At 72.0% G+C, this 26050-nt stretch carries 24 protein-coding genes and 1 pseudogene; 2 read left to right on the forward strand and 23 right to left on the reverse strand.

What is annotated here, in order from left to right; genetic code table 11:
- Window positions 1-85: 85 nt before the first annotated feature.
- Window positions 86-1003 carry a 30S ribosomal protein S2 gene (gene rpsB / locus GPA10_RS35515; RefSeq protein WP_157169049.1) on the reverse strand — a complete coding sequence of 306 codons (918 nt, stop codon included), beginning with the start codon at window positions 1001-1003 and terminating at the stop codon, window positions 86-88.
- A gap of 414 nt (window positions 1004-1417) precedes the next feature.
- Here rpsB and GPA10_RS35520 point away from each other — a divergent pair, with 414 nt between their 5' ends.
- Window positions 1418-2056, forward strand: a complete 639-nt coding sequence (locus tag GPA10_RS35520; RefSeq protein ID WP_425505878.1) for a murein hydrolase activator EnvC family protein — start codon at window positions 1418-1420, stop codon at window positions 2054-2056.
- Window positions 2057-2259: 203 nt separating this feature from the next.
- On the opposite strand, the gene GPA10_RS35525 is transcribed toward GPA10_RS35520, so the two are convergent.
- The 17 genes and pseudogenes from GPA10_RS35525 to GPA10_RS35605 form a co-directional block, all read right to left on the reverse strand.
- Window positions 2260-2817, reverse strand: a complete 558-nt coding sequence (locus tag GPA10_RS35525; protein ID WP_058847447.1) for a TetR/AcrR family transcriptional regulator — start codon at window positions 2815-2817, stop codon at window positions 2260-2262.
- Between the two features lie 178 nt (window positions 2818-2995).
- Entirely contained in the window at window positions 2996-3835 is an 840-nt protein-coding gene (gene whiG, locus GPA10_RS35530) for an RNA polymerase sigma factor WhiG (RefSeq protein WP_058847448.1), read from the reverse strand.
- A 302-nt stretch (window positions 3836-4137) separates the two neighbouring features.
- On the reverse strand, window positions 4138-5511 hold the full coding sequence (gene dprA, locus GPA10_RS35535) for a DNA-processing protein DprA (RefSeq protein WP_246260370.1): 1374 nt from the start codon (window positions 5509-5511) through the stop codon (window positions 4138-4140).
- A gap of 122 nt (window positions 5512-5633) precedes the next feature.
- Entirely contained in the window at window positions 5634-7259 is a 1626-nt protein-coding gene (locus GPA10_RS35540; RefSeq protein WP_157169050.1) for a YifB family Mg chelatase-like AAA ATPase, read from the reverse strand.
- Window positions 7259-7621 carry a YraN family protein gene (locus tag GPA10_RS35545; protein WP_058847450.1) on the reverse strand — a complete coding sequence of 121 codons (363 nt, stop codon included), beginning with the start codon at window positions 7619-7621 and terminating at the stop codon, window positions 7259-7261. Before GPA10_RS35545 ends, GPA10_RS35540 begins: the two co-directional genes overlap by 1 nt.
- A gap of 235 nt (window positions 7622-7856) precedes the next feature.
- Window positions 7857-8165: a DUF2469 domain-containing protein gene (locus GPA10_RS35550; RefSeq protein ID WP_003965949.1), complete on the reverse strand. Its 309-nt coding sequence runs from the start codon at window positions 8163-8165 to the stop codon at window positions 7857-7859.
- Window positions 8166-8220: 55 nt separating this feature from the next.
- Window positions 8221-8754 (reverse strand): NUDIX hydrolase, encoded by a 534-nt coding sequence (locus tag GPA10_RS35555; protein WP_157169086.1) that lies wholly within the window; start codon window positions 8752-8754, stop codon window positions 8221-8223.
- Window positions 8755-8842: 88 nt separating this feature from the next.
- Window positions 8843-9622: a signal peptidase I gene (gene lepB / locus GPA10_RS35560; protein ID WP_157169051.1), complete on the reverse strand. Its 780-nt coding sequence runs from the start codon at window positions 9620-9622 to the stop codon at window positions 8843-8845.
- Window positions 9623-9747: 125 nt separating this feature from the next.
- Entirely contained in the window at window positions 9748-10755 is a 1008-nt protein-coding gene (gene lepB / locus GPA10_RS35565; RefSeq protein WP_343041682.1) for a signal peptidase I, read from the reverse strand.
- A pseudogene (gene lepB, locus GPA10_RS35570) lies at window positions 10646-11722 on the reverse strand (signal peptidase I); the annotation flags it as partial. The gene lepB (GPA10_RS35565) and the pseudogene lepB (GPA10_RS35570), both read right to left, overlap by 110 nt.
- Window positions 11715-12437, reverse strand: a complete 723-nt coding sequence (gene lepB / locus GPA10_RS35575) for a signal peptidase I (RefSeq protein WP_157169053.1) — start codon at window positions 12435-12437, stop codon at window positions 11715-11717. The pseudogene lepB (GPA10_RS35570) and the gene lepB (GPA10_RS35575), both read right to left, overlap by 8 nt.
- 69 nt (window positions 12438-12506) lie before the next feature.
- Entirely contained in the window at window positions 12507-12857 is a 351-nt protein-coding gene (gene rplS / locus GPA10_RS35580; RefSeq protein WP_016638799.1) for a 50S ribosomal protein L19, read from the reverse strand.
- A 185-nt stretch (window positions 12858-13042) separates the two neighbouring features.
- The gene (trmD, locus tag GPA10_RS35585; RefSeq protein WP_157169054.1) at window positions 13043-13864 is read right to left on the reverse strand and encodes a tRNA (guanosine(37)-N1)-methyltransferase TrmD; all 822 of its coding nucleotides are present in this window, start codon (window positions 13862-13864) and stop codon (window positions 13043-13045) included.
- Entirely contained in the window at window positions 13864-14508 is a 645-nt protein-coding gene (gene rimM, locus GPA10_RS35590) for a ribosome maturation factor RimM (RefSeq protein ID WP_343041683.1), read from the reverse strand. Before rimM ends, trmD begins: the two co-directional genes overlap by 1 nt.
- A gap of 84 nt (window positions 14509-14592) precedes the next feature.
- Entirely contained in the window at window positions 14593-14832 is a 240-nt protein-coding gene (locus GPA10_RS35595) for an RNA-binding protein (protein ID WP_014176063.1), read from the reverse strand.
- Between the two features lie 2 nt (window positions 14833-14834).
- Window positions 14835-15269, reverse strand: coding sequence for a 30S ribosomal protein S16 (gene rpsP, locus GPA10_RS35600; protein ID WP_058847456.1), 435 nt, complete (start codon window positions 15267-15269; stop codon window positions 14835-14837).
- A 263-nt stretch (window positions 15270-15532) separates the two neighbouring features.
- Window positions 15533-16135, reverse strand: coding sequence for a hypothetical protein (locus tag GPA10_RS35605; protein ID WP_107450198.1), 603 nt, complete (start codon window positions 16133-16135; stop codon window positions 15533-15535).
- Between the two features lie 725 nt (window positions 16136-16860).
- Here GPA10_RS35605 and GPA10_RS35610 point away from each other — a divergent pair.
- The gene (locus tag GPA10_RS35610) at window positions 16861-17721 is read left to right on the forward strand and encodes an SAM-dependent methyltransferase (RefSeq protein WP_157169055.1); all 861 of its coding nucleotides are present in this window, start codon (window positions 16861-16863) and stop codon (window positions 17719-17721) included.
- 93 nt (window positions 17722-17814) lie between these two features.
- Here the strand turns inward: GPA10_RS35610 and ftsH are convergent, their stop codons facing one another.
- The 5 genes from ftsH to GPA10_RS35635 all read right to left on the reverse strand — a co-directional run bounded on the left by ftsH (window position 17815) and on the right by GPA10_RS35635 (window position 26005).
- The gene (ftsH, locus tag GPA10_RS35615) at window positions 17815-19746 is read right to left on the reverse strand and encodes an ATP-dependent zinc metalloprotease FtsH (RefSeq protein ID WP_157169056.1); all 1932 of its coding nucleotides are present in this window, start codon (window positions 19744-19746) and stop codon (window positions 17815-17817) included.
- Between the two features lie 162 nt (window positions 19747-19908).
- On the reverse strand, window positions 19909-21474 hold the full coding sequence (gene ffh, locus GPA10_RS35620; RefSeq protein WP_343041684.1) for a signal recognition particle protein: 1566 nt from the start codon (window positions 21472-21474) through the stop codon (window positions 19909-19911).
- 283 nt (window positions 21475-21757) lie between these two features.
- On the reverse strand, window positions 21758-24298 hold the full coding sequence (locus tag GPA10_RS35625; protein WP_157169057.1) for a [protein-PII] uridylyltransferase: 2541 nt from the start codon (window positions 24296-24298) through the stop codon (window positions 21758-21760).
- Window positions 24288-24626: a P-II family nitrogen regulator gene (locus GPA10_RS35630; RefSeq protein WP_058847462.1), complete on the reverse strand. Its 339-nt coding sequence runs from the start codon at window positions 24624-24626 to the stop codon at window positions 24288-24290. The genes GPA10_RS35625 and GPA10_RS35630 overlap by 11 nt, the downstream gene beginning before the upstream one ends.
- On the reverse strand, window positions 24623-26005 hold the full coding sequence (locus tag GPA10_RS35635) for an ammonium transporter (RefSeq protein ID WP_157169058.1): 1383 nt from the start codon (window positions 26003-26005) through the stop codon (window positions 24623-24625). Before GPA10_RS35635 ends, GPA10_RS35630 begins: the two co-directional genes overlap by 4 nt.
- Window positions 26006-26050 lie beyond the last annotated feature (45 nt).

Below are 26050 nucleotides of genomic sequence, written 5' to 3' on the forward strand. Positions count from 1 at the left end.
TCCCCCGCCGTCAGCAGCCGGTGCTCGGACAGCCGCCGCCCGACGCGGGCGGTGTGGCCGCCCGGTCGCGCGGCCGGTGCCGAAATCAGGCCTGCTCGGTCTCCGCGGCCGGAGCCTCGGCGGCCGGGGCCTCCTCGGCGGCCGGGGCCTCGGCCGGAGCCTCGGCGGCGGCGGCCGGCTTCTCGTCGGCCTTCGGGGCCTCGGCGGCGTCGCCGTCGGCCTTCTTCTCGCCCTCGAGCAGGTCGCGCTCCCACTCGGCCAGCGGCTCGCCCTGGGCCTTCTCGCCCGGCTTCGAGTCACCGGTGGCGACGCCGGAACGGGCGATGAGGCCCTCGGCGACGGCGTCGGCGATCACGCGGGTGAGCAGGGTGACGGAGCGGATCGCGTCGTCGTTGCCCGGGATCTTGTAGTCGACCTCGTCGGGGTCGCAGTTGGTGTCGAGGATGGCGACGACCGGGATGTTGAGCTTCCGGGCCTCGCCGACCGCGATGTGCTCCTTCTTGGTGTCCACGATCCAGACGGCGCTGGGCACCTTCTGCATCTCGCGGATACCACCGAGGGTCTTCTCCAGCTTGGCCTTCTCGCGCGAGAGCACGAGAAGCTCCTTCTTGGTGAGACCCGAAGCGGCGACGTCCTCGAAGTCGATCTGCTCGAGCTCCTTGAGGCGCTGCAGACGCTTGTAGACGGTCGAGAAGTTGGTGAGCATGCCGCCCAGCCAGCGCTGGTTCACGTAGGGCATGCCGACGCGGGTGGCCTGCTCGGCGATGGCCTCCTGCGCCTGCTTCTTCGTGCCGACGAACATGACCGTGCCGCCGTGGGCGACGGTCTCCTTGACGAACTCGTAGGCGCGGTCGATGTACGACAGCGACTGGAGAAGGTCGATGATGTAGATGCCGTTGCGCTCCGTGAAGATGAAGCGCTTCATCTTCGGGTTCCAACGGCGGGTCTGGTGACCGAAGTGGACGCCGCTTTCCAGCAGCTCCCGCATCGTGACGACGGCCATGGCCGTACTCCTTGAGTTTTCTCGGTTGTGTCCTGACGCCCGGCACGCGCCGTGCCACGTACTCGCGTACGGGACCGAAAGGCGCTGACACCGTCGGCTGCGAAAGCCCGATGTCGGGGCGTGCGAAGTCGACCCGGTGACCCGGATCGCCACATGAAGTGTACGGGACCCGCGAGGTGCCGGGTGACGCCGCTGTCCACAACCGGCTGGTAGTCCACAGTTCCCGGCCATGATCCCCGCGAGGGGGCCGGGGGGCGGGAGCGTTCTCGCATGACGTGTGAACGGGATTTTCGCGTGCTTAGAGTTCTTCGAGTTCTTCGAGTTCCCCAGGTGCAGAGCGTGCTGCGTGCCGGTGCCGGCGGTATGGCGTGGGTGACGCTGTGGAGGGCCGTGGTCCTGGCTTTGGTCCTGGTCATGGCCCTGGCCCTGGCTCTGGGCTGTGTGGCCGTGGGGGCGGCGGGGGTGGGGTCGCGCGGGGGTGCTGCGGAGCCCGTGCCCGACGCCCGCGGTGCACCCGGTGCGGCCGCCGCACCCGATGCCTCTGGTGCGCCCGGTGCGGTCGCCGCACCCGATGCTTCGGGTGTGGTCGGTGCGACCGGTGCGGTTCCGGTCGTCGGGGGCGCATGGCCCGTGGGGGCGCGTCCATGGGTGGTACGGGGGTGGGAGCCGCCGGCGACGGGGTACGGGGCGGGGCACCGGGGTGTGGACCTGGCAGCGCCTCCCGGGTCACCGGTCCGCGCGGCGGCCGCGGGCCGGGTGTCCTTCGCGGGGCGGGTGGCGGGGCGCGGGGTGGTCTCGGTGGAGCTGTCGCGGACGGGGGACCCGCCCCTGCGTACGACCTACGAGCCGGTGCGGGCCACGGTCACCGAGGGTGACCGCGTGGCGACGGGCGAGCCCCTCGGCACACTCGAACCGGCGGCCCGCTTCCACTGCCCCACGGCATGCCTGCACTGGGGCCTCCTGCGCCGGCACACCTACCTCGACCCCCTGACCCTGCTGCCCCCACACCTACTGGGCGGGACCCCACCCCGCCTGCTGCCGGTGACCGCCTGACACCTCTCGCCGGGACACGCTCGCGCACACCGCTGCCCCCGACACGACCGCACCCGCAGCCCCGGCTGCGCCTGTCGCGTACGACCGCACGGCCGCCGCGCTGTGGGCATTCGTACCGCAAGGCTGCACGGGTGGGCACAGCACCCCGGTTCCGGCCCCCCCGAACGCCGACGCCAGGGAAAGCGCCCCTCCTGGCACAGGCCCTAGCCCCGCACGCCCCGCAGCGCCATGGCCACGGCCGCTTCGGTGATCGCCTCGGGCTCCTCGGCCACGCCGAGCTCGATCCGCCGCACGGCGGCGTCCACGATCCCCTGCAGCAGCATCGCGGCCATCCGCGGCTCCTGATGCCCCAGCGCGCCGAGCGCCTCCACGATCATGGCCACGAGCCCGCCGTGCGCCGCCCGGATCTTCTCCCGGGCCCCCGCGTCCAGCTCACTGGCCGAGATCGCCACCACGGCCCGGTGCCGTCGGTCCCCGACGAGCGCGAGCTGCCGCCGCACATACGCCTCGACCTGCTTCTCCGGCGACTCCGCCGCCTCCATCGCCGCGGAGACCTCCGCCGCCCAGACGGGGAAGTCCACCTCGCAGAGCTCTTCGACGACGGCCGCACGCGAACGGAAGTACTCGTAGACGGACGAGCGCGCGAGCCCCGTGCGCTCGGCGAGCGCCGGGAAGGTCAACGCCTCCGTACCGCCTTCGGACAGCAGGGACCGCGCTGCGTCCAGCAGGGCGCCGCGCTGCATCGACCGGTGCTCGGCCACAGAGGCCGCTCGAATCCTTGGCACCCTCCCACTTTACGGACGCGGCGCCCACCACGGGAGTCCGCCAAGCGGGGACTCCTCCCGTCAGCGGGTGTACCGGCGCACGGGCGCACGCGGTCCGCTCCCCGACCGAGCCGAACACCAGCCCCGCCCCGGCCCACCGCTCACCGCCCACCGCTCACCGCCCGAAACTGGCCAACTTCGCCCGCAACTGCAGCACCGATTTGGTGTGGATCTGACTCACCCGGCTCTCCGTGACACCGAGCACATTGCCGATCTCGGCGAGCGTGAGCCCCTCGTAGTAGTACAGCGTGACGACGGTCTTCTCGCGTTCGGGCAGCGTGTTGATGGCCCGCGCGAGGAGTCGCCGCAGCTCACGGTCCTCGGCGACCTCGACGGGGTTGTCGGCCGCGGTGTCCTCGAGGGTGTCCATCAGGCTCAGCCGGTCGCCCTCGCTGCCGACGTGCAGCAGCTCCTCCAGGGCGACGACGTTCGCCAGGGACAACTGGCTGAATACCGCGTGCAGTTCCTCCACGGCGATACCCATCTCCGCGGCCACCTCCCCCTCGGAGGGAGTGCGCCGCAGCCGTGCCTCCAGGGTGGCGTAGGCCCGCTCCACGTTCCGCGCCTTCTGCCGCACGGACCTCGGGATCCAGTCCAGCGCCCGCAGCTCGTCGATCATCGCGCCCCGGATCCGCGTGATCGCGTAGGTCTCGAACTTGATCGACCGCTCGATGTCGAACTTCTCGATCGCGTCGATGAGCCCGAAGACCCCGGAGGAGACGAAGTCCGCCTGCTCGACATTGGGCGGCAGGCCCACGCTCACCCGCCCCGCCACATACTTCACCAGCGGCGAGTAGTGCAGAATCAGCTGCTCGCGCAGCCGTCCGTCGCCCGTCGTCTTGTACGACCGCCACAGCTCGTCAAGCGACGTGGGAGCGGGTGGCCGCTCCCGCTCGCCGCTTCGGGCGGCTGGGGGGACCGCCGCCCGGTCGGACCCTGACGTGTGCTGGGGCATGCGTCGCCTTGAGCCGTTCTGCCGTGAACATGGGAAAGTTATCGGAACCCGGTGCTGTGGTGATTTTGCGTGATGTGAATGAGGTTGTCCGTCTGATTGCCTGTCTGCACCGGATTCGTTGTGAGCGTAGCGTGACTGCTGCGTCGCAGTGTGCGAAGAGTATGGGATCGCGCGTACGCAGATACGTTCCGCTTGACGCCCTCGGGACGATCCGCCGTCGCTCTGTGTGATCGTCCGGGCGCGTCAACTCCTCTTTTTCCCAAGGGCTTCGGCGTGTCATCCGTCCGGCGCAACACGCACCGTCACCGCCCACCCCCGTCCCGAAAGACCGAGGGAAGTGTCTGGCGTGTCAACTGCCAGCCGTCGCCCTGTCGTTCGACGAACCCGAGTGAGCGAAGTTCGTACAGCCGGACGACCGCGTCGTCCGCGCTGGTCCCCGCGCTCAGCGCGATGTCCCGCACCGCCGCGCTCCCTCGCGCGGGCAGCGCCGCCAGCACCTCCGCCGCTCCAGGTTCGAGCAGGTCACGCGGCACGACCGGACCGCACCGCCGGGGCGCCACGTCCCCCATGTCCCCCACCAGCTCCACGACTTCGGCGGCATCGCTCACCAGCACCGCGTCCCCGCGCAGCAGTTCGTGCACCCCGGCCGAGAGGCCGCTGGTGGCCGGGCCGGGTACTCCCATCGTGTACCTCCCGAGGTCCTGTGCACAGCGGGCGGTGACCAGCGCGCCGCTGCGGTGGGCGGCCTCCACGACGACCGTGCCCCGGGTGAGCGCGGCGATCACCCTGTTCCTGAGGATGAATCTGCTCGGCGTCGGGTGATCGCCCGGCGGCAACTCCCCCACGACAAGTCCCTGTTCAGCGATCCGCCCGATCAGTTGTGCGTGCCCCCGGGGGTAGGGCCGGTCCACCCCGCACGCAAGGACCGCCACCGTGGCGCCGCCCGCGCCGAGAGCACCACGGTGCGCGCCGCCGTCCACGCCGTACGCGCCACCGGACACCACGACCCACCCGCGCTCGGCAAGTCCCGCGCCCAGGTCCGCCGCCATGTGCGCCCCGTAGTCCGTGCAGGCACGCGCCCCCACGACCGCCACCGACCGCAGCGCCCACATCCGCAGGGACGGCCTGCCCCGCACCCACAGGCCCACGGGCCGCGCGTCCCCCAGGTCGTCCAGCTGCGCGGGCCACTCGGTGTCCCCGGGCGCCACGAACCGCGCCCCGGCCGCCGCGGCCGTCTCCAGGTCCCGCTCCACCCGCAGCCGCCCGGCCCGCGCCCTCAGCCCCGCCCACCGCTGCGCCGAAACCCCCGGCAGCCGCCCACCACGCCCCGCACCTTTCGCCCCGCCCTTGCCCCTGCCTCTGCCCACTCCCCCGGCACCCGCCTCCCTCCCGTCCTCAGCCTCTATCCCTTCTAGCCGCCCTATCCGCCCTACGGCTCCTACAGCCCCTGAGGCCCCGTCGCCCCACACACCCCCCACATCGCTCTCAGCCCACGCGCCCTCCCGCTTTCCCTCGATGTCCCCCTCGTCGTCCGTCTCGACGTCCCTCTCGGCGTCCGTCTCGGCATCCCCCTCGACCAGCCGCCGCAGCACCTCGACGGCCCCCCACTCCCGCAGCCACCGCCCGCCCACGGCGTCCCCCGGCTCCAGCACGCGGGTCAGCGCGGCACGGGCCAGCCGCTCCTCGTCGCCAGGAGGGGACGGGACCGGGGCACCGCCCTCGCACCCGGGGTCGCCCCCGAGCCCAGCCCCAAGCCCGCCTCCACCGCCGAGCGCACTGCCGTACTCGTCCCTCTCCCTCACGGCCGCACCCCCACCACCATCGGCACCCCGCGCGGCACCCCCGTGCGCAGTTGCAGGGCGAGGGCCACATCCCCGGCGTCGGGGCGGTCGTGGCCCGTCAGGTCCGCCACGGTCCACGCCACCCGCAGCACACGGTCGAGGCCGCGTGCGGTGAGGACGCCACGCTCCAGGCTGTGTTCGGCCTCGGCCATGGCGCCGGGGACCGCCTGCCACCGGCTCCGCAGCTCGTGGCCCGGCACCTCGCTGTTGGTGCGCCATGGTGTGTCCGTGAGACGGGTGACCGCGCGCTCGCGGGCGGCGCGCACCCGGTCGGCCACGACCTGTGTGGACTCGCCGCGCGCCCCGTCGGCCGTCAGTTCGGAGCGGGTGACCGGCTCCACCTCCACCCGCAGGTCGACCCGGTCCAGAAGGGGCCCGGAGAGCCGGGACTGATAGCGGCGGATGCTGTTGGGCGAGCAGTCGCAGTGGTCACCGACCACGCTGAAGCGGCCGCACGGGCAGGGGTTCGCGGCGAGGAGCATCAGGAACTGCGAGGGCAGCCGCACCACTCCGGCGCTGCGGGCGATCACGACGTACCCCGACTCCAGCGGCTGGCGCAGGGCGTCCAGGGCATGGCTGCCGAACTCCGGCGCCTCGTCGATGAAGAGCACTCCGCGGTGGGCGAGGGAGACCGCACCAGGACGGGCGATCCCCTTGCCGCCGCCCACCAGCGACTGCATGGTCGCCGAGTGGTGCGGCGCGCAGAACGGGGGGACGTCCACCAGCGGCTTGCCCGGCGGCAGGATGCCCGCGACCGAGTGGACGGCGGTGACCTCCAGGGACTCCGCCCGGGAGAGGCGGGGCATGATGGTCGGCATCCGCTCGGCGAGCATGGTCTTGCCCGCGCCCGGCGGGCCCTGCAAAAACACGTGGTGCCCGCCGGCGGCGGCGACCTCCATCGCCGTCCGCGCGGACACCTGGCCGACCACGTCCGCGAAGTCGTGCCGCTGGTCGTGGGCGGCGGCGCCGAAACCGGCGATGCCGCTGCCGAACGCCGCGCCGGGCAGGTTCAGGCCCGCCATCAGGGGGTCCGGGCGCCCGGAGTCGTCGGGGGACTCGTCGGGGACGGGCTCGTCGGTGAGGACGGCGATCAGCTGACGGAGGCTGCGCACTCCGAGGACGGAGACCCCGGGCACCAGCGCGGCCTCCGCCGCCGTGCACTCCGGGACGACCACCTGTTCATAGCCCGCGTCCGCCGCCGCGAGGACAGCGGGCAGCACGCCCCGCACCGGCCGCACCCGGCCGTCGAGCCCCAGTTCGCCGATCATCACGACGTCGGCCAGGACACGGGGGTCGATCCGCTCCGCCGCCCCGAGGACGGCGCAGGCCACGGCCAGGTCGAAGCCGCTGCCTCCCTTCGGCACGGATGCGGGGCTCAGCCCTACCGTGAGCTTCTTCTGCGGCCACTCCCCACCGGAGTTGACCACCGCGGCCCGGACCCGGTCCCGGCTCTCCGTGAGGCTCTTGTCGGGCAGCCCCACCAGCGTGAACGCCGCGACACCTGGCTCCAGGTCGGCCTGGACCTCGACGACGACGCCTTCGACGCCCACCAGGGCCACGGAGCACGTGCGCGCGAACCCCATCACGCCACCCCCCGGGCGTGCTCCACCACGGGGGCGCCCCGCTCGGGCACGACGACGCCCACCAGATCGATGCGCACCCCGCCCGGCGGTGCTCCGCCGTGCTCCTGGAGCCAGCGTTCCGCGAGGCCGCGCAGCCGTTGGGCCTTGGCGGCCGTCACCGCCGCCATCGGATGCTGGAACGAGGCCTGCCTGCGGGTCTTCACCTCGCAGACGACCAAGGCGTCGCCGTCGCGGGCGACGATGTCGATCTCGCCCGCGCGGCCGCCGCGCCAGTTGCGGTCCAGGACCGTCATCCCGGCCTCCGCCAGCCGCCGCGCGGCCAGTTCCTCGCCGTACCTGCCGAGTGCACCCTGTGCGTTCATGTCGGCACCACCTCCGACACTCACGGTCGGACAGTGGCGCCGCGCTGTGGGATCTTGGTGCACTACTCGCGGGTTGTGGACAACTCCGTCCCCCGGGCGAGGGACAACGACCGCGTCCTCCGAGCGAGGAACGCGACCGCGTCCCCCGGGCGAGGAACACGACCGCAGCCGAGCGCGGCTCGGAAACCCGGCGGGGCGCCAGCCCCGCTCAGCCATCCGGCGGCTCAGGCCCGGCTCAGCCGCCCGGCAGCTCCAGATCGCTCTTGTTGAGCTCCTCGATATTCACGTCCTTGAACGTGAGTACACGCACCTGCTTGACGAACCGGGCCGGTCGGTACATGTCCCACACCCAGGCGTCGGCCATGGAGACCTCGAAGAACACCTCACCCTGGACCGAGTGCACCTGCATCTCGTAGTCATTGGTGAGATAGAAGCGCCGTTCGGTCTCGATCACGTACTTGAACAGCCCGACGACGTCGCGGTACTCCCGGTAGAGCTTCAGCTCCATCTCGGTCTCGTACTTCTCGAGGTCCTCGGCGCTCATGGCATGTTCCCCTTCAGCCGTGCGTCCCCCTATTGTGCGCCAGCCCCGGGGGCCCCTACACGATTTCCGTGCCGAGGGTCTCGGGCGAGCTCGGAGGACCCTCGTCGAGCAGCTTGCGCAGCAACTCGGCGAGCCTGGTCGGATACACCGTCTCATGTGCTCGGGCCAGTTCCCGGCACGTCCACCAGCGCGCTCCGGCGACGCTGCGCCGCTCCAGCTCGGTGAGCCCCACCGGGCGCGTCGCCGTCTGCGCGGTGCGCGCCAGGTAGTACCACTCGTCCTGGTCCCAGCGCCGCCCCGCGAACGGGAAGGAGCACATCCGGCGCCACAGGACGGGCCCGAGTTCGACCTCTGTGATTCCCGTCTCCTCGGCGAGCTCCCGCAGCGCGGCCTGCTCGCGCGTCTCGTCGCCCTCCAGGCCGCCGCCCGGCGTGAACCACCAGTCGTTCGCCGGGTCGCCCGGCTCGTGGCCGTGCAGCAGCAGAATGCGGTCACGCCCGTCCAGGAGCACGACCCGTGCCACCTTCCGCAGCGGCCGCCCCGCCATCGCACCGCCGACAGGCACCGCCAGTCCCCCGTCGTCCGCCATCGCACCGCCGGCAGGCACCGCCAGGCCCCCGTCGTCCGCCATCGCACCGCCGGCAGGCACCGCCAGAACCCCGTCGTCCGCCGCGCCGTCAGCCGACACCCGCGGCCTCCGTGGTGCCGCCGGACCTGCCGCCCGCGTCCGCGCCGCCCGGCCGGTCCCGCCGCCGGGTCCGCCTGGCGATGGGCCCGTACGCGGCCCCGCCGAGGACCAGCACCGCGCCCATCACCACCGCGGTGACCTGGAGCCGCAGCGGCCCCGGGTCCGCCCCGCCCCCGCCGGGCAGCCCGTCGAAGGCGGTGGTGCGGTCGAGCATGCCGTCGAGCGGCCAGGCCACGGCGTCGACACGGGCCTTCACGGCGCTGCGCGGCACCGTGCCGTGGTCGGCGTCCTCCAGATGCACGCTGGAGTCCATCGAACCGCTGCGCTCGTCACCGAGCAGGAACAGCCGCCCCTCGGGCACGGTCGTGGCCGGAAGACCCGTCGCCGCGGCGTCCTCCCCCTTGGGGAGATACGGTTCCTCGATCTGCTTGCCGTTGACGGTCAGCCTGCCGTTCGTACAGCAGGCGACCTTGTCGCCGCCGACGCCGACGACACGCTTGACCATCGGCAGGTCGCCCCAGGTCTCCTGCCGGAAGACGACGACGTCACCACGGCGCACGTCGTCGCCGTCGATGCGCTGGGCGAGGACCCGGTCGCCCGCGCCGATGGTGGGGCTCATCGAGCTCGTGGGGACGGTGTAGGGCTGGTAGACGAACGCGCCCCAGACGAAGCCGCCGAGGAAGAGGACACAGCCGAGGGCCACGGCGACCCCCGACAGTGTGCTGCCGAGCCGTCCGTGGCCCTCGTCCGTACGACGTGTCGTGCTCATCCCAGTGCTCCCCCGGCTCGGAGACGATCCCCGCGGCCCCTCGTACCGAGTATGCGAGCGGCGTACGTCGATGACGCGCGCCGTTCAGGACGAGACCGTGAAGATCGGCGATCTGGGACGGCAGACTACCCGGCGGTACGTCCGCCAGAAACCCTGGAGCCGCGCCCGGAATCCGGCCGTGCGGCCGCCCGGCGGCGGCGCCACAGCACGATCGGCACCGCGCCCGCGAGGCCGAGGGCGGCCGGTGCGGCGCCCATCGCCTGGCTGATGCCCGGCTGGTCGAAGGTGTCGGGGACCGGCAGCGTCGCCCAGCGGGTGGGCGGCCAGGCGATCACGAAGGCGCGGCCCACGACGTTGTCGACGGGCACGGCGCCGCCGCCGGGCTGGTTCTGGTGGTAGCGGGAGTCCAGCGAGTTCTGCCGGTGGTCACCCATGACCCAGATTTTGCCCTTGGGCACCTTCACCTTGAACTGGCCGCCCTGGTCGTCGACCGTGCAGGGGGTGTTGCCCTCGAAGACGTAGTTCTTCTCGTTCAGCGCCTTGCCGTTGACCTTCAGCGGTCCCGTGCCCTTGCACTCCACCGTGTCGCCGCCGACCGCGATGACGCGCTTGATGAGGTCCTTCTCGTCGGCGGACGGCATCAGGCCGATCCAGCCGAGGACCCGCTGCACCGCGTTCGGCTCGGGGGTGGGCTCGCCGTCCAGCCAGTGGCCGGGGTCCTTGAAGACCACGACTTCGCCGCGCTCGGGCTCCGAACCGAACCACGGCGTCAGCTTGTCGACCAGGACCCGGTCGCCTTGCTGCAGCGTGTTCTGCATGGAGTCCGACGGGATGGAGAACGCCTGGACCAGGAAGGTCTTGATGATCAGGGCGAGGACGAGCGCGATGCCGATGAGGAGCGGCAGCTCCTTCCAGAACGACTTGGGCTTCTTGCCCTTCGCCGGCTGCGGGGGCTCGGTCCCTTCCGGCCCCGGGGCGCCGGTCGCGCCGGGAGCCGCCGGACCAGGGGCCGCGGTGTCCGGACCGGTGCTCATCCCGTCCCCCGCGGGTGCGGGTGCCGGCCCAGCGGAGTGCCCTGGCTGCTCCTCGGGCCCCTCGTGTCCGGATCGTGCGCCGACCGCCACATCCCCCACATCCACTCCTCAGTCCGTTCCGCTGCCTGCCCCGTGTGCGACGCAGGCCCACCACTCCCTTAACGAGCGGGAGTTCCGCAGGGGTCGGGAGGCCGGTATTTCCGTTGCCACCGCCGGGGGCCACCCTATGCGACGCTCCTGTGACGGTGCCCGACCCGGCGGGCGCGTCGGGCCCGCACGGGCAGACACCGGGTCCCTAGAGTGTGCGCCAGTGACCGAACGGCCAGGCGATGACGCGTGCGCGGCCCACCACCTCGTCCTCGGAGACGGTGCCGTTGAACTCTTCGTTCCGGTGGAAGCGCGAATCGGCGGAGTCCGACCGGTGGTCGCCCATCACGAAGAGGCGCCCTTCGGGGACCTTCACCTCGAACGCGAAGGCGGAGGGCTTGTCACCGGGGTGGATGTACGGCTCGTCGATCGGTTTGCCGTTGACGGTGACTTTGTCGTTCTTGTCACAGCACTTCACGGTGTCACCGCCGACGCCGATGACGCGCTTGATCAGATCGCGCTCGTCGTCGGAGGGGAGCAGCCCGATGAAGGTGAGGCCTTGTTTGACCTGCTTGATCACGACAGGGTCGGCCTTCTTCTTGCCCCGCTCCTCCTCCAGCCAGTTCCCGGGGTCCTTGAAGACGACGACGTCGCCGCGTCCGGGCTTGCTGCCGAACCACGGGGTGAGCTTGTCGACCAGGACGCGGTCGCCGACGCGGATGGTCTGCTCCATGGAGCCCGAGGGGATCACGAAGGCCTGCACCAGGAAGGTCTTCAGGACCAGGGCTATGAGCAGCGCGACGACTATCAGGAGAGGTATCTCCTTGATCGCGGAGCGGCGTCGGCGGCGCTTGACCTTCCTGGCGAGCTTGCGGCGCTCGGCGCGTCCCGGCAGGACGGGGCCTTCGGTCGGCCGGGTTCCGGTGGGCAGCCGGGTGTCGGTCCTGTGCGTGGCCTTCGTCCGGCCACGGCTACCCATGCGTGCCGCCTGGTGCCGGCACGCGCGCGTAGGCGTCGGGACGCTTCAGAGAGGTCCAGCGGCCCAGCGGCCAGGCGATCCAGTCGGCCCTGCCGATGACCGCGTCCTTCGGGACCATGCCGCCGCCGGGAGAGCCGAGGTGGTCGCGGGAGTCGCTGGAGTCGCCGCGGTGGTCGCCGAGCAGGAAGAGGGTGCCGCCGGGTACGACGACGTCGAACGGCACCTTCGACGGGGCGTCCCCGGGGAACAGGAAGGGCTCGTCGACGGGCGCGCCGTTCACCTTGATCCTCCCCCGCTTGTCGCAGCAGACCACCCGGTCGCCGCCCACGCCCACGATCCGCTTGACGTAGTCGGAGTCCCCGAAGTAGCCACTGCCGTCGAAGACGACCGCGTCGCCGCGCTGCGGCCCGGAACCGAAACGGTACGCCAACTTGTTGACGAGTACGCGGTCCCCCGGGCGCAGGGCGGGCTCCATGGAGCCGCTGGGGATGGCGTAGGGCTGCACCACGAAGGTGGCTACCAGGAGCAGGACGGCCATGCCCACAAGGGCGGAGAAGGTGAAGCGGCCGCCGGGGAGCCGGCCGACGACGGACGCGAAAACGGAGCGTGACCGCTCCTCCGTTCCCTCCGTGTCCGGCGCGTCCGCGGTGGCGGGTGCGGGCTCGGAGGAGGGGGAGGAGCGGTCGCGCTCCGTGTGCTGTGCTTCGGTGTCCATCGGGGCCAGATGCTATCCGGCCCCGCTGCGGACCCGCGCGAGAGCTCGGCCCGAGGGCCGTGCGCAAGCTCAGTTCTCGCGCTTCTCCTTGATCTTCGCGGCCTTGCCGCGCAGGTCACGGAGGTAGTACAGCTTGGCGCGACGGACGTCGCCCTTGGTGACGAGCTCGATCTTCTCGACGATCGGGGTGTGCACCGGGAAGGTGCGCTCGACGCCGACGGAGAACGAGACCTTGCGGACCGTGAAGGTCTCGCGGACACCGGCGCCCTGGCGGCGGATGACTACGCCCTTGAACTGCTGCACACGGGAGCGGTTGCCCTCGATGACGCGGACGTGGACGTTGACGGTGTCACCCGGGCGGAAGGCCGGGATGTCGCTGCGCAGCGACGCGGAGTCGACGGAGTCGAGCAGGTGAGACATGATCGTCTGCTTCCTCGCTGATGCCACAGGTCATCAGCGGTGATCGTGATGAGTTTTCGGGTGCCTTCTTCGAAGAGGACCGCGGCTCCGAGGAGTCCGGTCTCTTCCGGAAGGGATGCTGATCGCGTCGGGCGGGCGTCGTCTCCCCCTGTGGCAGGGGCGCACGCTGGACGTACAGCAGCGGTCTATTCTTCCACGGCCTTCACCCTGCGCCAAAATCGGCCGTCCGGCTCGGGCTCCCAGCCCAGGATCGAGAGCATTTCCCGGTCCTTCTTGTCGAAGGCCGCGGGGTCGCAGCGCTCGATCAGGTCGGGCCGGTTGGCCGTCGTGCGGCGCAGCGCCTCGTCCCGGCGCCAGCGGGCGATCCTGCCGTGATGGCCGCTGAGCAGGACGTCCGGGATGTCGCGTCCACGCCACTCGGGCGGCTTGGTGTAGACGGGGCCTTCCAGGAGGTTGGCCATGGCTCCGGGGGCGAAGGAGTCGTCACGGTGGGACTCGGCGTTGCCGAGGACCCCCGGCAGGAGCCGGGCCACGGCCTCCGTGACGACCAGCACGGCGGCCTCGCCGCCCGCGAGGACGTAGTCGCCGATGGAGACCTCGTAGACCGGCATGCGCGTCGCGTACTCGTCGACGACGCGGCGGTCGATGCCTTCGTAGCGGGCGGGCGTGAAGACCAGCCAGGGGCGCTCGGACAGCTCGACGGCGAGTTCCTGGGTGAAGGGACGGCCGCTGGGCGTCGGGACGACCAGGGCGGGGCTCGTGTGCCCCGTCTCGTAGCCGTCGGCGAGCAGGGTGTCGAGGGCGTCGCCCCACGGCTCGGTCTTCATGACCATGCCGGGGCCGCCGCCGTAGGGCGTGTCGTCGACCGTGTTGTGCCGGTCGTACGTCCACTCCCTGAGGTCGTGCACGTGGACGTCGAGGCGGCCACGCGCGCGTGCCTTGCCGACGAGGGAGACGTTCAGGGGTTCGAGGTACTCGGGGAAGATCGTGACGACGTCGAGCCGCATCAGGCGTCGCCCTTCGCGGCGCCCGAAGAGTCCTGGGCCGACGAAGCCTCGGTCGACGAAGCCTCGGTCGACGAAGCCGCGGCCGACGAACCCTCGGCCGACTCGGCGGCCTCCCGCGCGGACGCGATCTCCGCGCCGTCGTCGATCAGGCCGGGAGGCGGGTCGATGACGGCCCGCTGCTCCTCCAGGTCGATCTCGGTGACGATCTCCTCGACGAAGGGGATCATCACCTCGCTGCCGTCGGGCCGCTCCACGATGAACAGGTCCTGCGAGGGCAGATGCGAGATCTCGGTGATCCGGCCGACCTCGGTGCCGTCCATGGTGACGACGTCGAGGTCCATCAGCTGGTGGTCGTAGAACTCGTCCGGGTCCTCCGGGAGCTCCTCGGGGTCGACCTCGGCGATCAGCAGCGTGTTGCGCAGCGCCTCGGCGCCCGTGCGGTCGCGTACGCCCGCGAAGCGCAGGAGCAGCCGGCCGCTGTGCACCCGGCCGGTCTCGATGGTCAGCGGACCTGTGCCTGCCGGGTCGGTGGCGAGCACGGCGCCGGGGCCGAGCCGCAGCTCCGGCTCGTCGGTGCGCACCTCGACGGTGACCTCGCCCTTGATGCCGTGGGCGCGGCCGATCCGCGCGACTACGAGCTGCACTGTGGTGTCTCTCCCTGTTGATACGACTACGGGCCGGGGACGGCCCTGGAGCCCTCCCCGGCCCGAGCCGGTGCTACATGTGGTTCAGCGAACCTGGTCCACGTCGACGAGGTCGACGCGGACACCGCGGCCGCCGATGGCGCCCACGACCGTGCGCAGCGCGCGTGCGGTGCGGCCGTTGCGGCCGATCACCTTGCCCAGGTCGTCCGGGTGGACCCGGACTTCGAGGACGCGGCCACGGCGCAGGTTGCGCGAGGCGACCTGCACGTCGTCGGGGTTGTCGACGATGCCTTTCACGAGGTGCTCGAGAGCCTCCTCGAGCATGCTCAGGCCTCGGTCGACTCGGCCGCGGACTCGGCCGGGGCCTCGTCCTTCTTGTCGGCCTTCTTCTTCTGCGTGATGGCCTCGCCCTTCGGGCCGCCCTCGGCGTCCTTGGCCACGGCCTCGAAGAGGGCGCGGTGGTCGGCCTTCGGCTCCGGCTGGAGCAGCGGCGCCGGGGCCGGCAGGCCCTTGTGCTTCTGCCAGTCACCGGTGAGCTTCAGGATCGCGAGGACGGGCTCGGTCGGCTGGGCGCCGACGGAGAGCCAGTACTGCGCGCGCTCCGAGTCGACCTCGATGCGCGAGGGGTTCTGCACCGGGTGGTACAGGCCGATCTCCTCGATGGCCCGGCCGTCACGGCGGGTACGGGAGTCGGCGACGACGATGCGGTAGTGAGGCGAACGGATCTTGCCCAGACGCTTCAGCTTGATCTTGACTGCCACGGGAGTGGTGTCTCCTGGTCTTGACGTGGTGGGGCACAGCGGGATGCCGCGTGGGGTTGCGGTACTCGAGGTGCCCGATGGACGCGTCAGCCGGAGGAGAGAGGGGTCCTGTGCGGCTGTCGAGTACAGCTAGCCATTCTGCCACATGCTCGCCCGTCCCCCGCCGCCACCCTCAGCCGAGGGCCGCGGACCGCTGCTTTCCCTCCGGAGGCGGCCGGACCCGGCCGGCCGCCCCCGCACCGCTCACCACGGGTGGACCAGGATCACCCCGCTCCCACGGCCACGCCGACCACCTCCGGGATCCGGAAGGGCTTGCCGCAGCCGCCGCACATGATGGGCGCCTGGGCGAGCACCGACGGCACGACGCGGACGTTGCGCCCGCAGTCGCAGACGGCCTTCACGCGCACGCCGCCGCCGGAGGAGCCGTGCCGGGCGGCCGGGCCGCGGAAGGTGCGTGAGGTGTCCGTCGTGGTGGCTGCCGTGTGCGCCTTCAGGGCGCGTTGCAGCCGCTCGATGGTCGGGCGGTAGCGCTTCTTCGCCTCGGGATTGAGCGTGACCAGGGAGAAACCGCTGCTCGGGTGCGGCTCCTCCGGGTGGTCGAGACCCAGCTCCTCGGCGATCGAGAGGAATCTGCGGTTGTGATAGCGGCCGGCGCGTGACGTGTCGCGTACGCCGCGGGCTGCGGCGATGCCGTGGACTGCTTCGTGCAGCAGTCGCTCGAAGGAGAGCTCGGCGCCGCAGGCGGACGACGACTCTCCGATCAGGGATTCGGGCGCGGCTAGGTCCGGCAGCTCGGAGTGGTGCCGCTGAATGTCGGCCCACGCCTGTGCCAGCTCTGCGGCGAGAACAGGTGGTGTCGTGCTCACGTCGTGACAACGAGCCGGGGTGCCTCCGGGTTCCATTCCGGGGCATCTCAAATAATTTGCACTTACCCGTCAGTTGCCGTTGATGCGTCCGGACGAGGGCGGGTGCGCTGATCTGCGGAGAAGCCTCGCAGCTCACAACAAGCCGGTACGTAGTGACGCGTACGCAAAAGGCCGCGCCCGGGGATCACCCTCTTGTCCGGCGGGGATCACCCTCTCGTCCGGCGCACGGTCAACTCCGCGCGCCGGAGCGTGTGTTGCGGAGGACCACCGGCCGTCACCCACGCGTCTGCGCCCCGGTCCGGAATCCGGATCCCGGTACGCCCGTGCCACGACGCCCAGTGCGCGCGTGCCACGACGGCGACGTTACCGGGTGTCCCCCCGGCGTCCCGCACCGACCCGCCGTCCGCCGGCGTCGCCCTGGCGGCGCCGCCGCCCCGGCCCTGGCGATCAGAGCCTGGTACCGGCGGGGGAAGTCGTCCGCGCGAGGCGTGAGTACGGACGCCTTCGCCCTGGCGCGCATGGTGCGTCCGTGCCGCCTGAAGGGCCGGAAATCTCCACTTCCGGGGGGCGCACGACGGTGGCACGCAAGCATTGCCCCACAACCCCTGGACGCCACGACGGATGCGGAGTTCCCTGGCATACGGGGGGAGCGTGAACGCACGTCGTGGGGGCGGATGAACCGTAGGAATCGGCACGACAACTCTCGGCGGATTGGGGCGCTTTCGATGACACCAACGCTCGTGCACTCTCACCTCCCGCGCGCGGGTGCCCGCCCCCGTGTGGACCGGTGCGCACGCGCGCGTGACTGGGCGGAGATCCAGGAGAGGATGCTGGTCCCGCTCTACGAAGCGGTGTACGCACGGCTCGACGTGGGCAGTGGCACCCGGCTCCTCGGCCTGGGCTGCGGCTCCGGGCTCGCCCTGCTGATGGCCGCGTCGCGCGGTGCGTCGGTGACCGGCGTGGAACCCTCGGCGCCCGAGCGCCTGGCGCTCGCCCGCGGGCGCCTCACGCCGGACGTGTCCGCCGGGGCGCAGCCGCGGGGGGGCACACGGCTCGTGGAGGGCGCACCCGAGGACGCCGCCGCGCCGGACGCCCCGAAGTACACCCTGGTGACCGCGTTCCAGCCGATCGGCTGTGTGGCGGGTGACTCCGAGGGCCTCTCCGCGCTCCTGAAGAGCGCGGCACCGCTCGCGGAACGGGGTGCGCCGGTGGTCCTGGCAGGCTGGGGTCCACCGGAGCGCTGCACGACCTCGTCCGTGCTCCGGGTGGCCACCAAGCTCGCCGACCCGCTGCGCTCCACCCGCAGCCTGCGCACCGCTTCCCGGGACGACCTGGAGGAGGTCGCTCAGTACGCGGGCCTCAAACCGGACGGCTCGGGCCGGGTGGCGTGCCCCTTCGGGTACGCGGACATGGACAGCGCGGTACGGGGACTGCTGTCCACGGGCCTGTTCGACGCGGCGGTGGGCGCGACGGACCAGGTGCAGGTGGACAAGGAGCTGACCGAGGCACTGCATCCGCATCAGCGCCGCGACGGCACGGTGTGGATGCCGAACGTCTTCCGCTATCTGATCGCACGCGTTCCGTAGCGCTGCCCACGGGACGCGGCCTCGGGCAGCCTCGACGAGGCGCCGCCCAAGCCCTCCACGAGGCGCCGCCTCTGGCCCCCACGAGATACCGCCTCAGGCCTCCTTGCCGAGGCGGGGGGCCCCGGCCACGCGGTACGCCTCGGCCTCCTCCAGCGTCTCGTTCCGCAGGAGGGCGGCCGCCAGGGCGTCCAGGCGCTCGCGGTGGTCGCGCAGTTGACGGCAGGCGCTCTCGTAGCACTCGTCCACGATGCGGCGCATCTCGCCGTCGATGGTGTCGAGGGTCCCGGGCGCCGCGGCGAGACCGTAGGCCTGCTGGGCGTCGTTCGGCAGGGCGGAGAGACGGCCGACGCGCTCGCTCATGCCCCAGCGTGCGACCATCCCGCGGGCGATGTTGCTGACCTGTTCCAGGTCGTTCTCGGCGCCGGTGGTGACGACTCCGTAGACGACGTGTTCGGCCGCCATGCCGCCGAGTGCGCCGATGATGCGGCCGCGCAGATACTCCTCGGTGTACGCGTACTTGTCGGCGTCCGGAGTCGACAGGGTGACGCCGAGGGCACGCCCGCGCGGGACGATGGTGATCTTGCGGACGGGGTCGGCGCCGGGTTGCAGCATGCCGAGCAGCGCGTGCCCGCTCTCGTGGTACGCGGTGCGGCGGCGCTCGTCGTCGGGCATCACCAGGGGCCGCTCGGCACCGAGCTGCACCTTTTCGAGCGCTTCGGAGAGGTCGGACTGCGTCACCTGCCGCTGCTTGCGCTTCACGGCGAGCAGGGCGGCCTCGTTGGCGAGATTGGCGAGGTCGGCACCGGTCATGCCGGGGGTGGTGCGGGCGACCTGGGCGAGGTCGACGCCGTCGGCGAGCGGAATCGCCCGGGTATGGATCTTGAGAATGGCCTCCCGGCCGCTCCGGTCGGGCGGGGAGACGCTGACGACCCGGTCGAAGCGGCCCGGCCGGGTCAGGGCGGGGTCGAGGATGTCGGCGCGGTTGGTGGCGGCGATGACGACGACGCCTTCCGAGCCGGAGAAACCATCCATCTCGGTGAGGATCTGGTTGAGCGTCTGCTCCCGCTCGTCGTGTCCGCCCATGCCGCTGCCGCCGCCGCGGGCCCGCCCGATGGTGTCGATCTCGTCGATGAAGACGATGGCCGGGGCGACCTTGCGGGCCTCGGCGAACAGCTCACGTACCCGCGAAGCGCCCACGCCCACGATCATCTCGATGAACTCCGAGGCCGAGGCCGAGAAGAACGGCACTCCGGCCTCACCGGCGACGGCCCGTGCGAGCAGGGTCTTCCCGGTCCCGGGCGGCCCGGCGAGCAGTACACCGCCGGGCATCCGCGCCCCCATGGCCCGGTAGTCGTCGGGGTTCTTCAGGAAGTCGACGACGTCGTTCAGCTCACCCTCGACCTCGTCGATGCCGGCGACGTCGGCGAAGGTGGTCCGTTTCTTCCCCGGTTCGAGCTCGACGGGTTTCGGCGGCTGCTTGCGCCCGAGCATGCCGCCCGCACCGCCCATGCCCGAGGCCATCCGCCGGGCGATGAGGATCCACAGCACCACGAGAAGGAGCATCGGCGCGAGCGAGATCAACAGGTTGGAGAGGAAACTGCGCTCCTGCACCACCGGCTCGGCGGTGACCGTGACGTCGTGCTCCGTCAGATCGCTCCACAGCTTGTCGTCGGCGAACTCGGGCCGCTGCGTGGTGAATTTGGTGTACGAGTCGCCGCCGTCCGGATCCTTCTGCTCCTTCTTCAGCTGCCCCTGGATGGAGTCGCCCTTGGAGTAGATCTTCGAGACGTTCCCGGAGTCGACCTGTTTGCTGAATTCCGTGTACGAGATGGTCGGCTCGTCCCCGTCGCCGAAGAACGAGAGCACGAGGTTGGCGAGGAGATAGACGACGAGCGCGGCGAGCACGAGCCCGCCCCAGCCGCCCGGCGGCCTGCGCTTGGGCGGCGGCGTCGGGGCGGGCTCCGGAGCGCCCTCGGAGCGCCACGGCTGCTCGGGCTTCTGACGCGGCGGGACGGGGTTGCTCATATCCGGACGCTACGACACAAAAACCCCACCGGCACCTGCGGTACGCCTCCCCCACGAGGGGTGCGGACAGACACCGGGAACGCCTGAGGCGCCCCACCGACCGGCGGGACGCCTCAGACATGACGGCCGTGCCGTGCGCGCGGCACGGGCAGGTGACCGCACTCAGCCCATGAACTTCTTGAACTCGTCCGGCAACTCGAAGTCCTTGCCGCCCTGGCCCGCGGCCGGGAGCCCGAAGGCGCCGCCCGCGGCGGCCTCCTCGGCCGCGGCACGCCGGGCCGCGGCCTCGTCCTCCTGCTGCTTGCGCTTCATCGGGTTGCCGGAGCGCTGCTTGCCCTTGGCCTGCTTCTGCTTCTTCTTCTGCCTGCCGGGACCGCCACCCATGCCCGGCATCCCGGGCATACCCGGCATGCCGCCGCCCTGGGCCATGCGGGACATCATCTTGCGGGCCTCGAAGAACCGCTCGACCAGGTTCTTCACGGCGCTGACCTCGACGCCGGAGCCCTTGGCGATACGGGCCCGCCGCGAGCCGTTGATGATCGTCGGCTCCTGCCGCTCACCGGGGGTCATCGACTTGATGATGGCGGCGGTGCGGTCGACGTCCCGCTCGTCGAGATTGTTGATCTGATCCTTGATCTGCCCCATGCCGGGCAGCATGCCGAGCAGCTTGCTGATGCTGCCCATCTTCCTGACCTGCTCCATCTGGGCCAGGAAGTCGTCGAGCGTGAAGTCCTTGCCGCCCTTGCTGCTCGCCAGCTTGGAGGCCATCTTCTCGGCCTCTTGCTGCGAGAAGGTCTGCTCGGCCTTCTCGATGAGCGTGAGCATGTCGCCCATGCCGAGGATGCGGGACGCCATGCGGTCCGGGTGGAACGCGTCGAAGTCGTCCAGCTTCTCGCCGTTGGAGGCGAACATGATCTGGCGCCCGGTGACATGGGCGATCGAGAGCGCGGCGCCACCGCGGGCGTCACCGTCGAGCTTCGAGAGCACGACGCCGTCGAAACCGACGCCGTCGCGGAAGGCCTCCGCCGTGTTCACGGCGTCCTGGCCGATCATCGCGTCGACGACGAACAGGACCTCGTCCGGGCTGACCGCGTCGCGGATGTCCGCGGCCTGCCGCATCAGCTCCTGGTCGATGCCGAGGCGGCCGGCGGTGTCGACGATGACCACGTCGTACTGCTTGGTCCGCGCGAAGTCGATCGAGTCCTTGGCGACCTGGACCGGGTCGCCGACGCCGTTGCCCGGCTGCGGGGCGTAGACACCGACGCCCGCGCGCTCGGCGACGACGCTCAGCTGGTTCACCGCGTTCGGGCGCTGGAGGTCGCAGGCGACGAGCAGCGGGGAGTGGCCCTGGCCCTTCAGCCAGCGGCCGAGCTTGCCCGCCAGCGTGGTCTTACCGGCACCCTGGAGACCGGCCAGCATGATGACCGTCGGCGGGTTCTTGGCGAACCGCAGCCGCCGGGTCTCGCCGCCGAGGATGCCGATGAGCTCCTCGTTGACGATCTTGATGACCTGCTGGGCGGGGTTGAGGGCCGCGGAGACCTCGGCGCCGGTCGCGCGTTCCTTGATCTGCTTGATGAAGGCGCGGACCACCGGGAGCGCGACGTCTGCTTCCAGCAGGGCGATGCGGATCTCGCGCGCCGTGGCGTCGATGTCCGCCTCGCTGAGGCGACCCTTGCCGCGGAGGTTCTTGAATGTCGCTGCGAGGCGATCGGAAAGAGTGTCGAACACGGCGGTCGCGAATCCTCGGGATCGGGGGCGGGCGGACGGGTCGCCCTCCAGGGTATCTGCCTCCCCCGGCCGGGGGCTCCCTCCGCCCCCGGTTCGCTTCCGGCCGGGGGCTGCCTCTGCCCCGGTTCACTCCCGGCCGGGGGCACCCTCCGCCCCCGGTTCACTCCCGGCCGCCGCGCCTGCCGCACGCGGGCCGTGCCCCTCCGACCGCATGACGGGAGCCCGGCACAGGGGCTGTGCACACCCTCCCCCGAGCTCCCGGCTCCGCTCGACCAGCGAGGAATCACTGCCGAAGGGCCGTCTCCACCGCTCGGGCCACCTCCGCGGCCCGCTCCCCGGCCAGCGGCCCCCCGTCCGCCCCCGTCACGTAGAAGGCGTCCACCGCATTGGCCCCCCACGTGGACACATGCGCACTGCGCACCCACATCCCGGCCGCCTCCAACGCCCGCCCGATCCGGTGCAGCAGCCCCGGCGCGTCCTGGGCCCGCACCTCTATCACCGTCGCCCGCCGCGACCCGGCCGACGCCACGGTCACCCGGGCCGGCGGCGCCACGGTCCCCCGCCGCCGGGGGCGGGCGGCGTCCCGCTCCGCGAGCCGCCCCGCGATGTCGAGGGACCCGTCCAGGGCCCGCACGAGATCGGCCCGCAGCCGCGCCGCCTCCGGCAGCGCCCCGTACTCCGCCGCGACCCGCCACCGCAGCATCAGCACCGCCCCGGCCACCCCCTCCGGCGGCTCGACCACCCGCAGCCCGGCAGTCCGCACGGTCAGCCGGTGCAAGGCGAGCACTCCGGCCACGGCGGGCAGCACCCCGCCCTGCTCGGGCACGGCGACGAGCAACTCCACACCCAGCCCGTCGAGCACCTCCACGGAGGCGTCCCCGCCCTCGTCCTTGGCCCGCAGCGCGACCACGGGCCCGCCGGTCCGCAGGGCCTCCACGGCGAGCCGCTCCTGCTCGGCGCGGGCGGCGGTGTCCGTGTCCGCACCGCCACCGGCGAGGGTCGTCGCGTACGGCTCCTCGGCAGGCCCCCCGGCCGGCACACCCTCCACCCGCTTCACCAGATCGGCGACCAGCGCCCCCCGCCAGGACGACCAGGCGGCGGGCCCGGTGGCCAGCGCGTCCGCCTCCGTGAGGGCGTGCAGCAGCTCCAGCGTCCCGCTGGAACCCACGGCCTCGGCGACGGACCGCACGGTGGCGGGGTCGTCGAGGTCGCGCCGGGTGGCGGTCTCGACCAGGAGCAGGTGATGACGTACGAGACAGGCGATGACGCCGACATCGGCCGGGTCGAACCCGATCCGCCCGGCCACGTCGCGGGCGATGACCTCACCGGCTACGGAGTGGTCACCGGGCCACCCCTTGCCGATGTCGTGCAGCAGGGCGGCGACGAGGAGGAGGTCGGGCCGCCCGACGCTCCGGGTCAGCGCGGCGGCCCGCACCGCGGTCTCGACGAGGTGCCGGTCGACGGTCCAGGTGTGGACGGCGTTGCGCTGGGGCCGGCACCGCACCCGCTCCCAGTCGGGCAGCAGCCGGGTGATCAGCCCCTCGGCCTCCAGTGCCTCCCAGACGGGGACGGTCGGCCGCCCGGCCCCGAGCAGGGTCACGAGCTGCTCGCGCGCCTCGGCGGGCCAGGGGGCGGGCAGCGGCCGCGCGACGGCGGCCAGGCGCCGTACGGCGTGCGGGGACAGGGGGAGCCCGGCCTGCGCGGCGGCGGCCGCGGCACGCAGGGGCAGCACGGGATCGCGCTCGGGCCGCGCGGCTCGGGCGAGGACGACCTCGCCGTCCTGCTCGACGACTCCTTCGGCGAGCGGGGACCGCTCGCCGACGGCTCCCCTGCCACCGCTCCGGAACGCCCCGCCGCCACCGCCCCCGAGCAGTCCGCGCAACCGCGGCCGCGCCCCCCGCGCCCGCAGCACGCGCCCGACCTCGCGCCAGGTCACATCGCCGGCGTACGCGACGGTGCGCGCCGCCTCGTACACCTGACGCAGCAGGGCGTCGGCGTCGAGGAGGCCGAGTTCGGCGGCGACCTGGTCCTGTTCCTGGAGGGTGAGGCGATCGGTGGCGCGCCCGGTCGTGAGGTGCAGCGCGTCGCGTACGTCGAGCAGGGCACGGCGGGCGTCGGCGAGGCCCTCGCGGGGTGCGTCGGCGAGCCAGGACGCGGCGACGGCGCGCAGCGCGGTGGTGTCGCGGAGGCCGCCCCTGGCCTCCTTGAGGTCGGGTTCGAGGAGGTGGCTCAGCTCTCCGTGCCGTGCGGCGCGCTCGTCGCAGAGTTCGCGCAGTACGGGCAGCCGCTTGGGCGCCTGGTTGCGCCAGTCGGCGAGGACGGTGGTGCGCAGGGCGGTGGTGAGCCCACGATCGCCGGCGAGGTGCCGGGCGTCGAGGAGACCGAGCTGGACCTTCAGATCGTCGGCCGCGGTCCGGCGGGCCTCGCCGGGGGTGCGTACGGAGTGGTCGAGTGCCAGGCCGAGGTCCCAGACGGGGTACCAGACGCGGTCGGCGAGGGCGGCGACGGCGTCGGCCCCGGCGGAGCCGTCGTGCAACAGCAGCAGATCGAGATCGCTGCGGGGAGAGAGCTCACCGCGCCCGTACCCCCCGACAGCGACAAGAGCAACCCCTCGCAACGCACCACCGCCACCGCCACCGCCGCCAGCACCAGCACCAGCACCAGCACCAGCACCAGCACCAGCACCAGCACCAGCACCAAAGAGCCCCCTGAGCCACTCGTCCGTCAACTCGGCGAGAGCGGAACGCCGCGGCGGCCCGGACCGCGCCTCCTCGTGCAGGAGGCGCAGCCGGGCCGCCGCGTAACCGCTGGGACTACAGAGCATCCGGCCCCCGCTCCCCGGTACGCACCCGCACCGCCGTGTCGACGGGAACGCTCCACACCTTCCCGTCGCCGATCTTGCCGGTGCGGGCGGCCTTGACGACGACCTCGACGAGCTGTTCGGCGTCGTCGTCCTCGACGAGGACCTCGATGCGGATCTTCGGTACGAGGTCGACGGTGTACTCGGCGCCGCGGTAGACCTCGGTGTGCCCGCGCTGCCGTCCGTAGCCGCTGGCTTCGGTGACGGTCAGGCCCTGGACCCCGAAGGCCTGGAGGGCTTCCTTGATCTCGTCGAGCCGGTGCGGCTTGACGACAGCGGTGATGAGCTTCATGCGTCCACCTTCTTGTTCTCGGGCGCCGCCGACGCGGCCCCCTGGCCCGACCCGGAACCGGCCGCGGAACCGGCCCCGGCAGCAGGAACGCGCGGAACGGTACCCCCGCCCGCGCCACTGAAGTCGTACGCGGTCTCGGCGTGCTGGAACTGGTCGATGCCGCCGACCTCCTCGTCCTCGTCGACCCGCATCCCGATGGTCCTGTCGATCAGGAAGGCGAGCGCGGCGGAGGCGACGAGGGAGTACGCGAGGACGGCGCCGACACCGGCGGCCTGCTTCCCCAACTGCTCGACGCCGCCTCCGTAGAAGAGGCCCTGCGCCTTCGACTGGCCGCCGCCGGTGGCGAAGAGGCCGACGAGGAGGGAGCCGACGACGCCGCCGACGAGGTGGACGCCGACCACGTCCAGGGAGTCGTCGTAGCCGAACCTGAACTTCAGGCCGACGGCCATGGCGCACAGCAGTCCGGCGACGGCACCGATGGCGATGGCGCCGAGGGGCGAGCAGGAGCCGCCGGACGGGGTGACGGCGACAAGCCCCGCGACCGCGCCGGAGGCGGCGCCGAGGGTGGTGCAGGCGCCGTGCCGGATCTTCTCGTACGCGAGCCAGGCGAGCATCGCGGCGGCCGTGGCGATCTGGGTGTTGAGGAACATCAGCGCGCCGACGCCGTCGTCGTTGCCGAGCCAGGAACCGGCGTTGAAGCCGAACCAGCCGAACCACAGCAGTCCGGCGCCGAGCATCACCAGGGGCAGGCTGTGCGGGCGCATCGGGTCCTTCTTGAAGCCGACGCGCCTGCCGATGACGAGGATCACGCCGAGGGCGGCGGCTCCGGCGTTGATGTGCACGGCGGTGCCGCCCGCGAAGTCGATGACGCCGAGTTCGAAGGCCCAGCCGCCGGTGCCCCAGACCCAGTGGGCGACGGGAAAGTACACGATCGTGGCCCACAGCGCGACGAACAGCGCCCAGGCGGTGAACTTCACTCGGTCCGCGAGGGCGCCGCTGATCAGCGCCGGGGTGATGACGGCGAACATCAGCTGGAACACGGCGAAGACGTAGACGGGAATGGTGTACCCGTCCCACAGCTGGTCGAGGCCGATGCCGCCGAGGCCGACGTAGTCCCCCTGCCAGCCGACGAGGCCCCCGTGGTCGGTGCCGAAGGCGACGGAGAAGCCGTAGAGCACCCACAGCACGGTGACGATCCCGAGACTGACGAAGCTCATCATCAGCATGTTCAGGGTGCTCTTGACGCGGACCATGCCTCCGTAGAAGAAGGCGAGCCCCGGCGTCATGAGCATCACCAGGGCGGAGCAGATCAACATGAACCCGGTGTTGGCGGCAGACAGCTGCGGGGTGTCTGCGGCAAGCGTGCTGCCTGGGGGCATCGGCGTCTCCTCGTCGTCGGATACGGCCCGTGCGGGCGCGGGGCC

Origin of the sequence: Streptomyces typhae (genome assembly GCF_009755605.1) — a bacterium.
Lineage (GTDB): Bacteria > Actinomycetota > Actinomycetes > Streptomycetales > Streptomycetaceae > Streptomyces > Streptomyces typhae.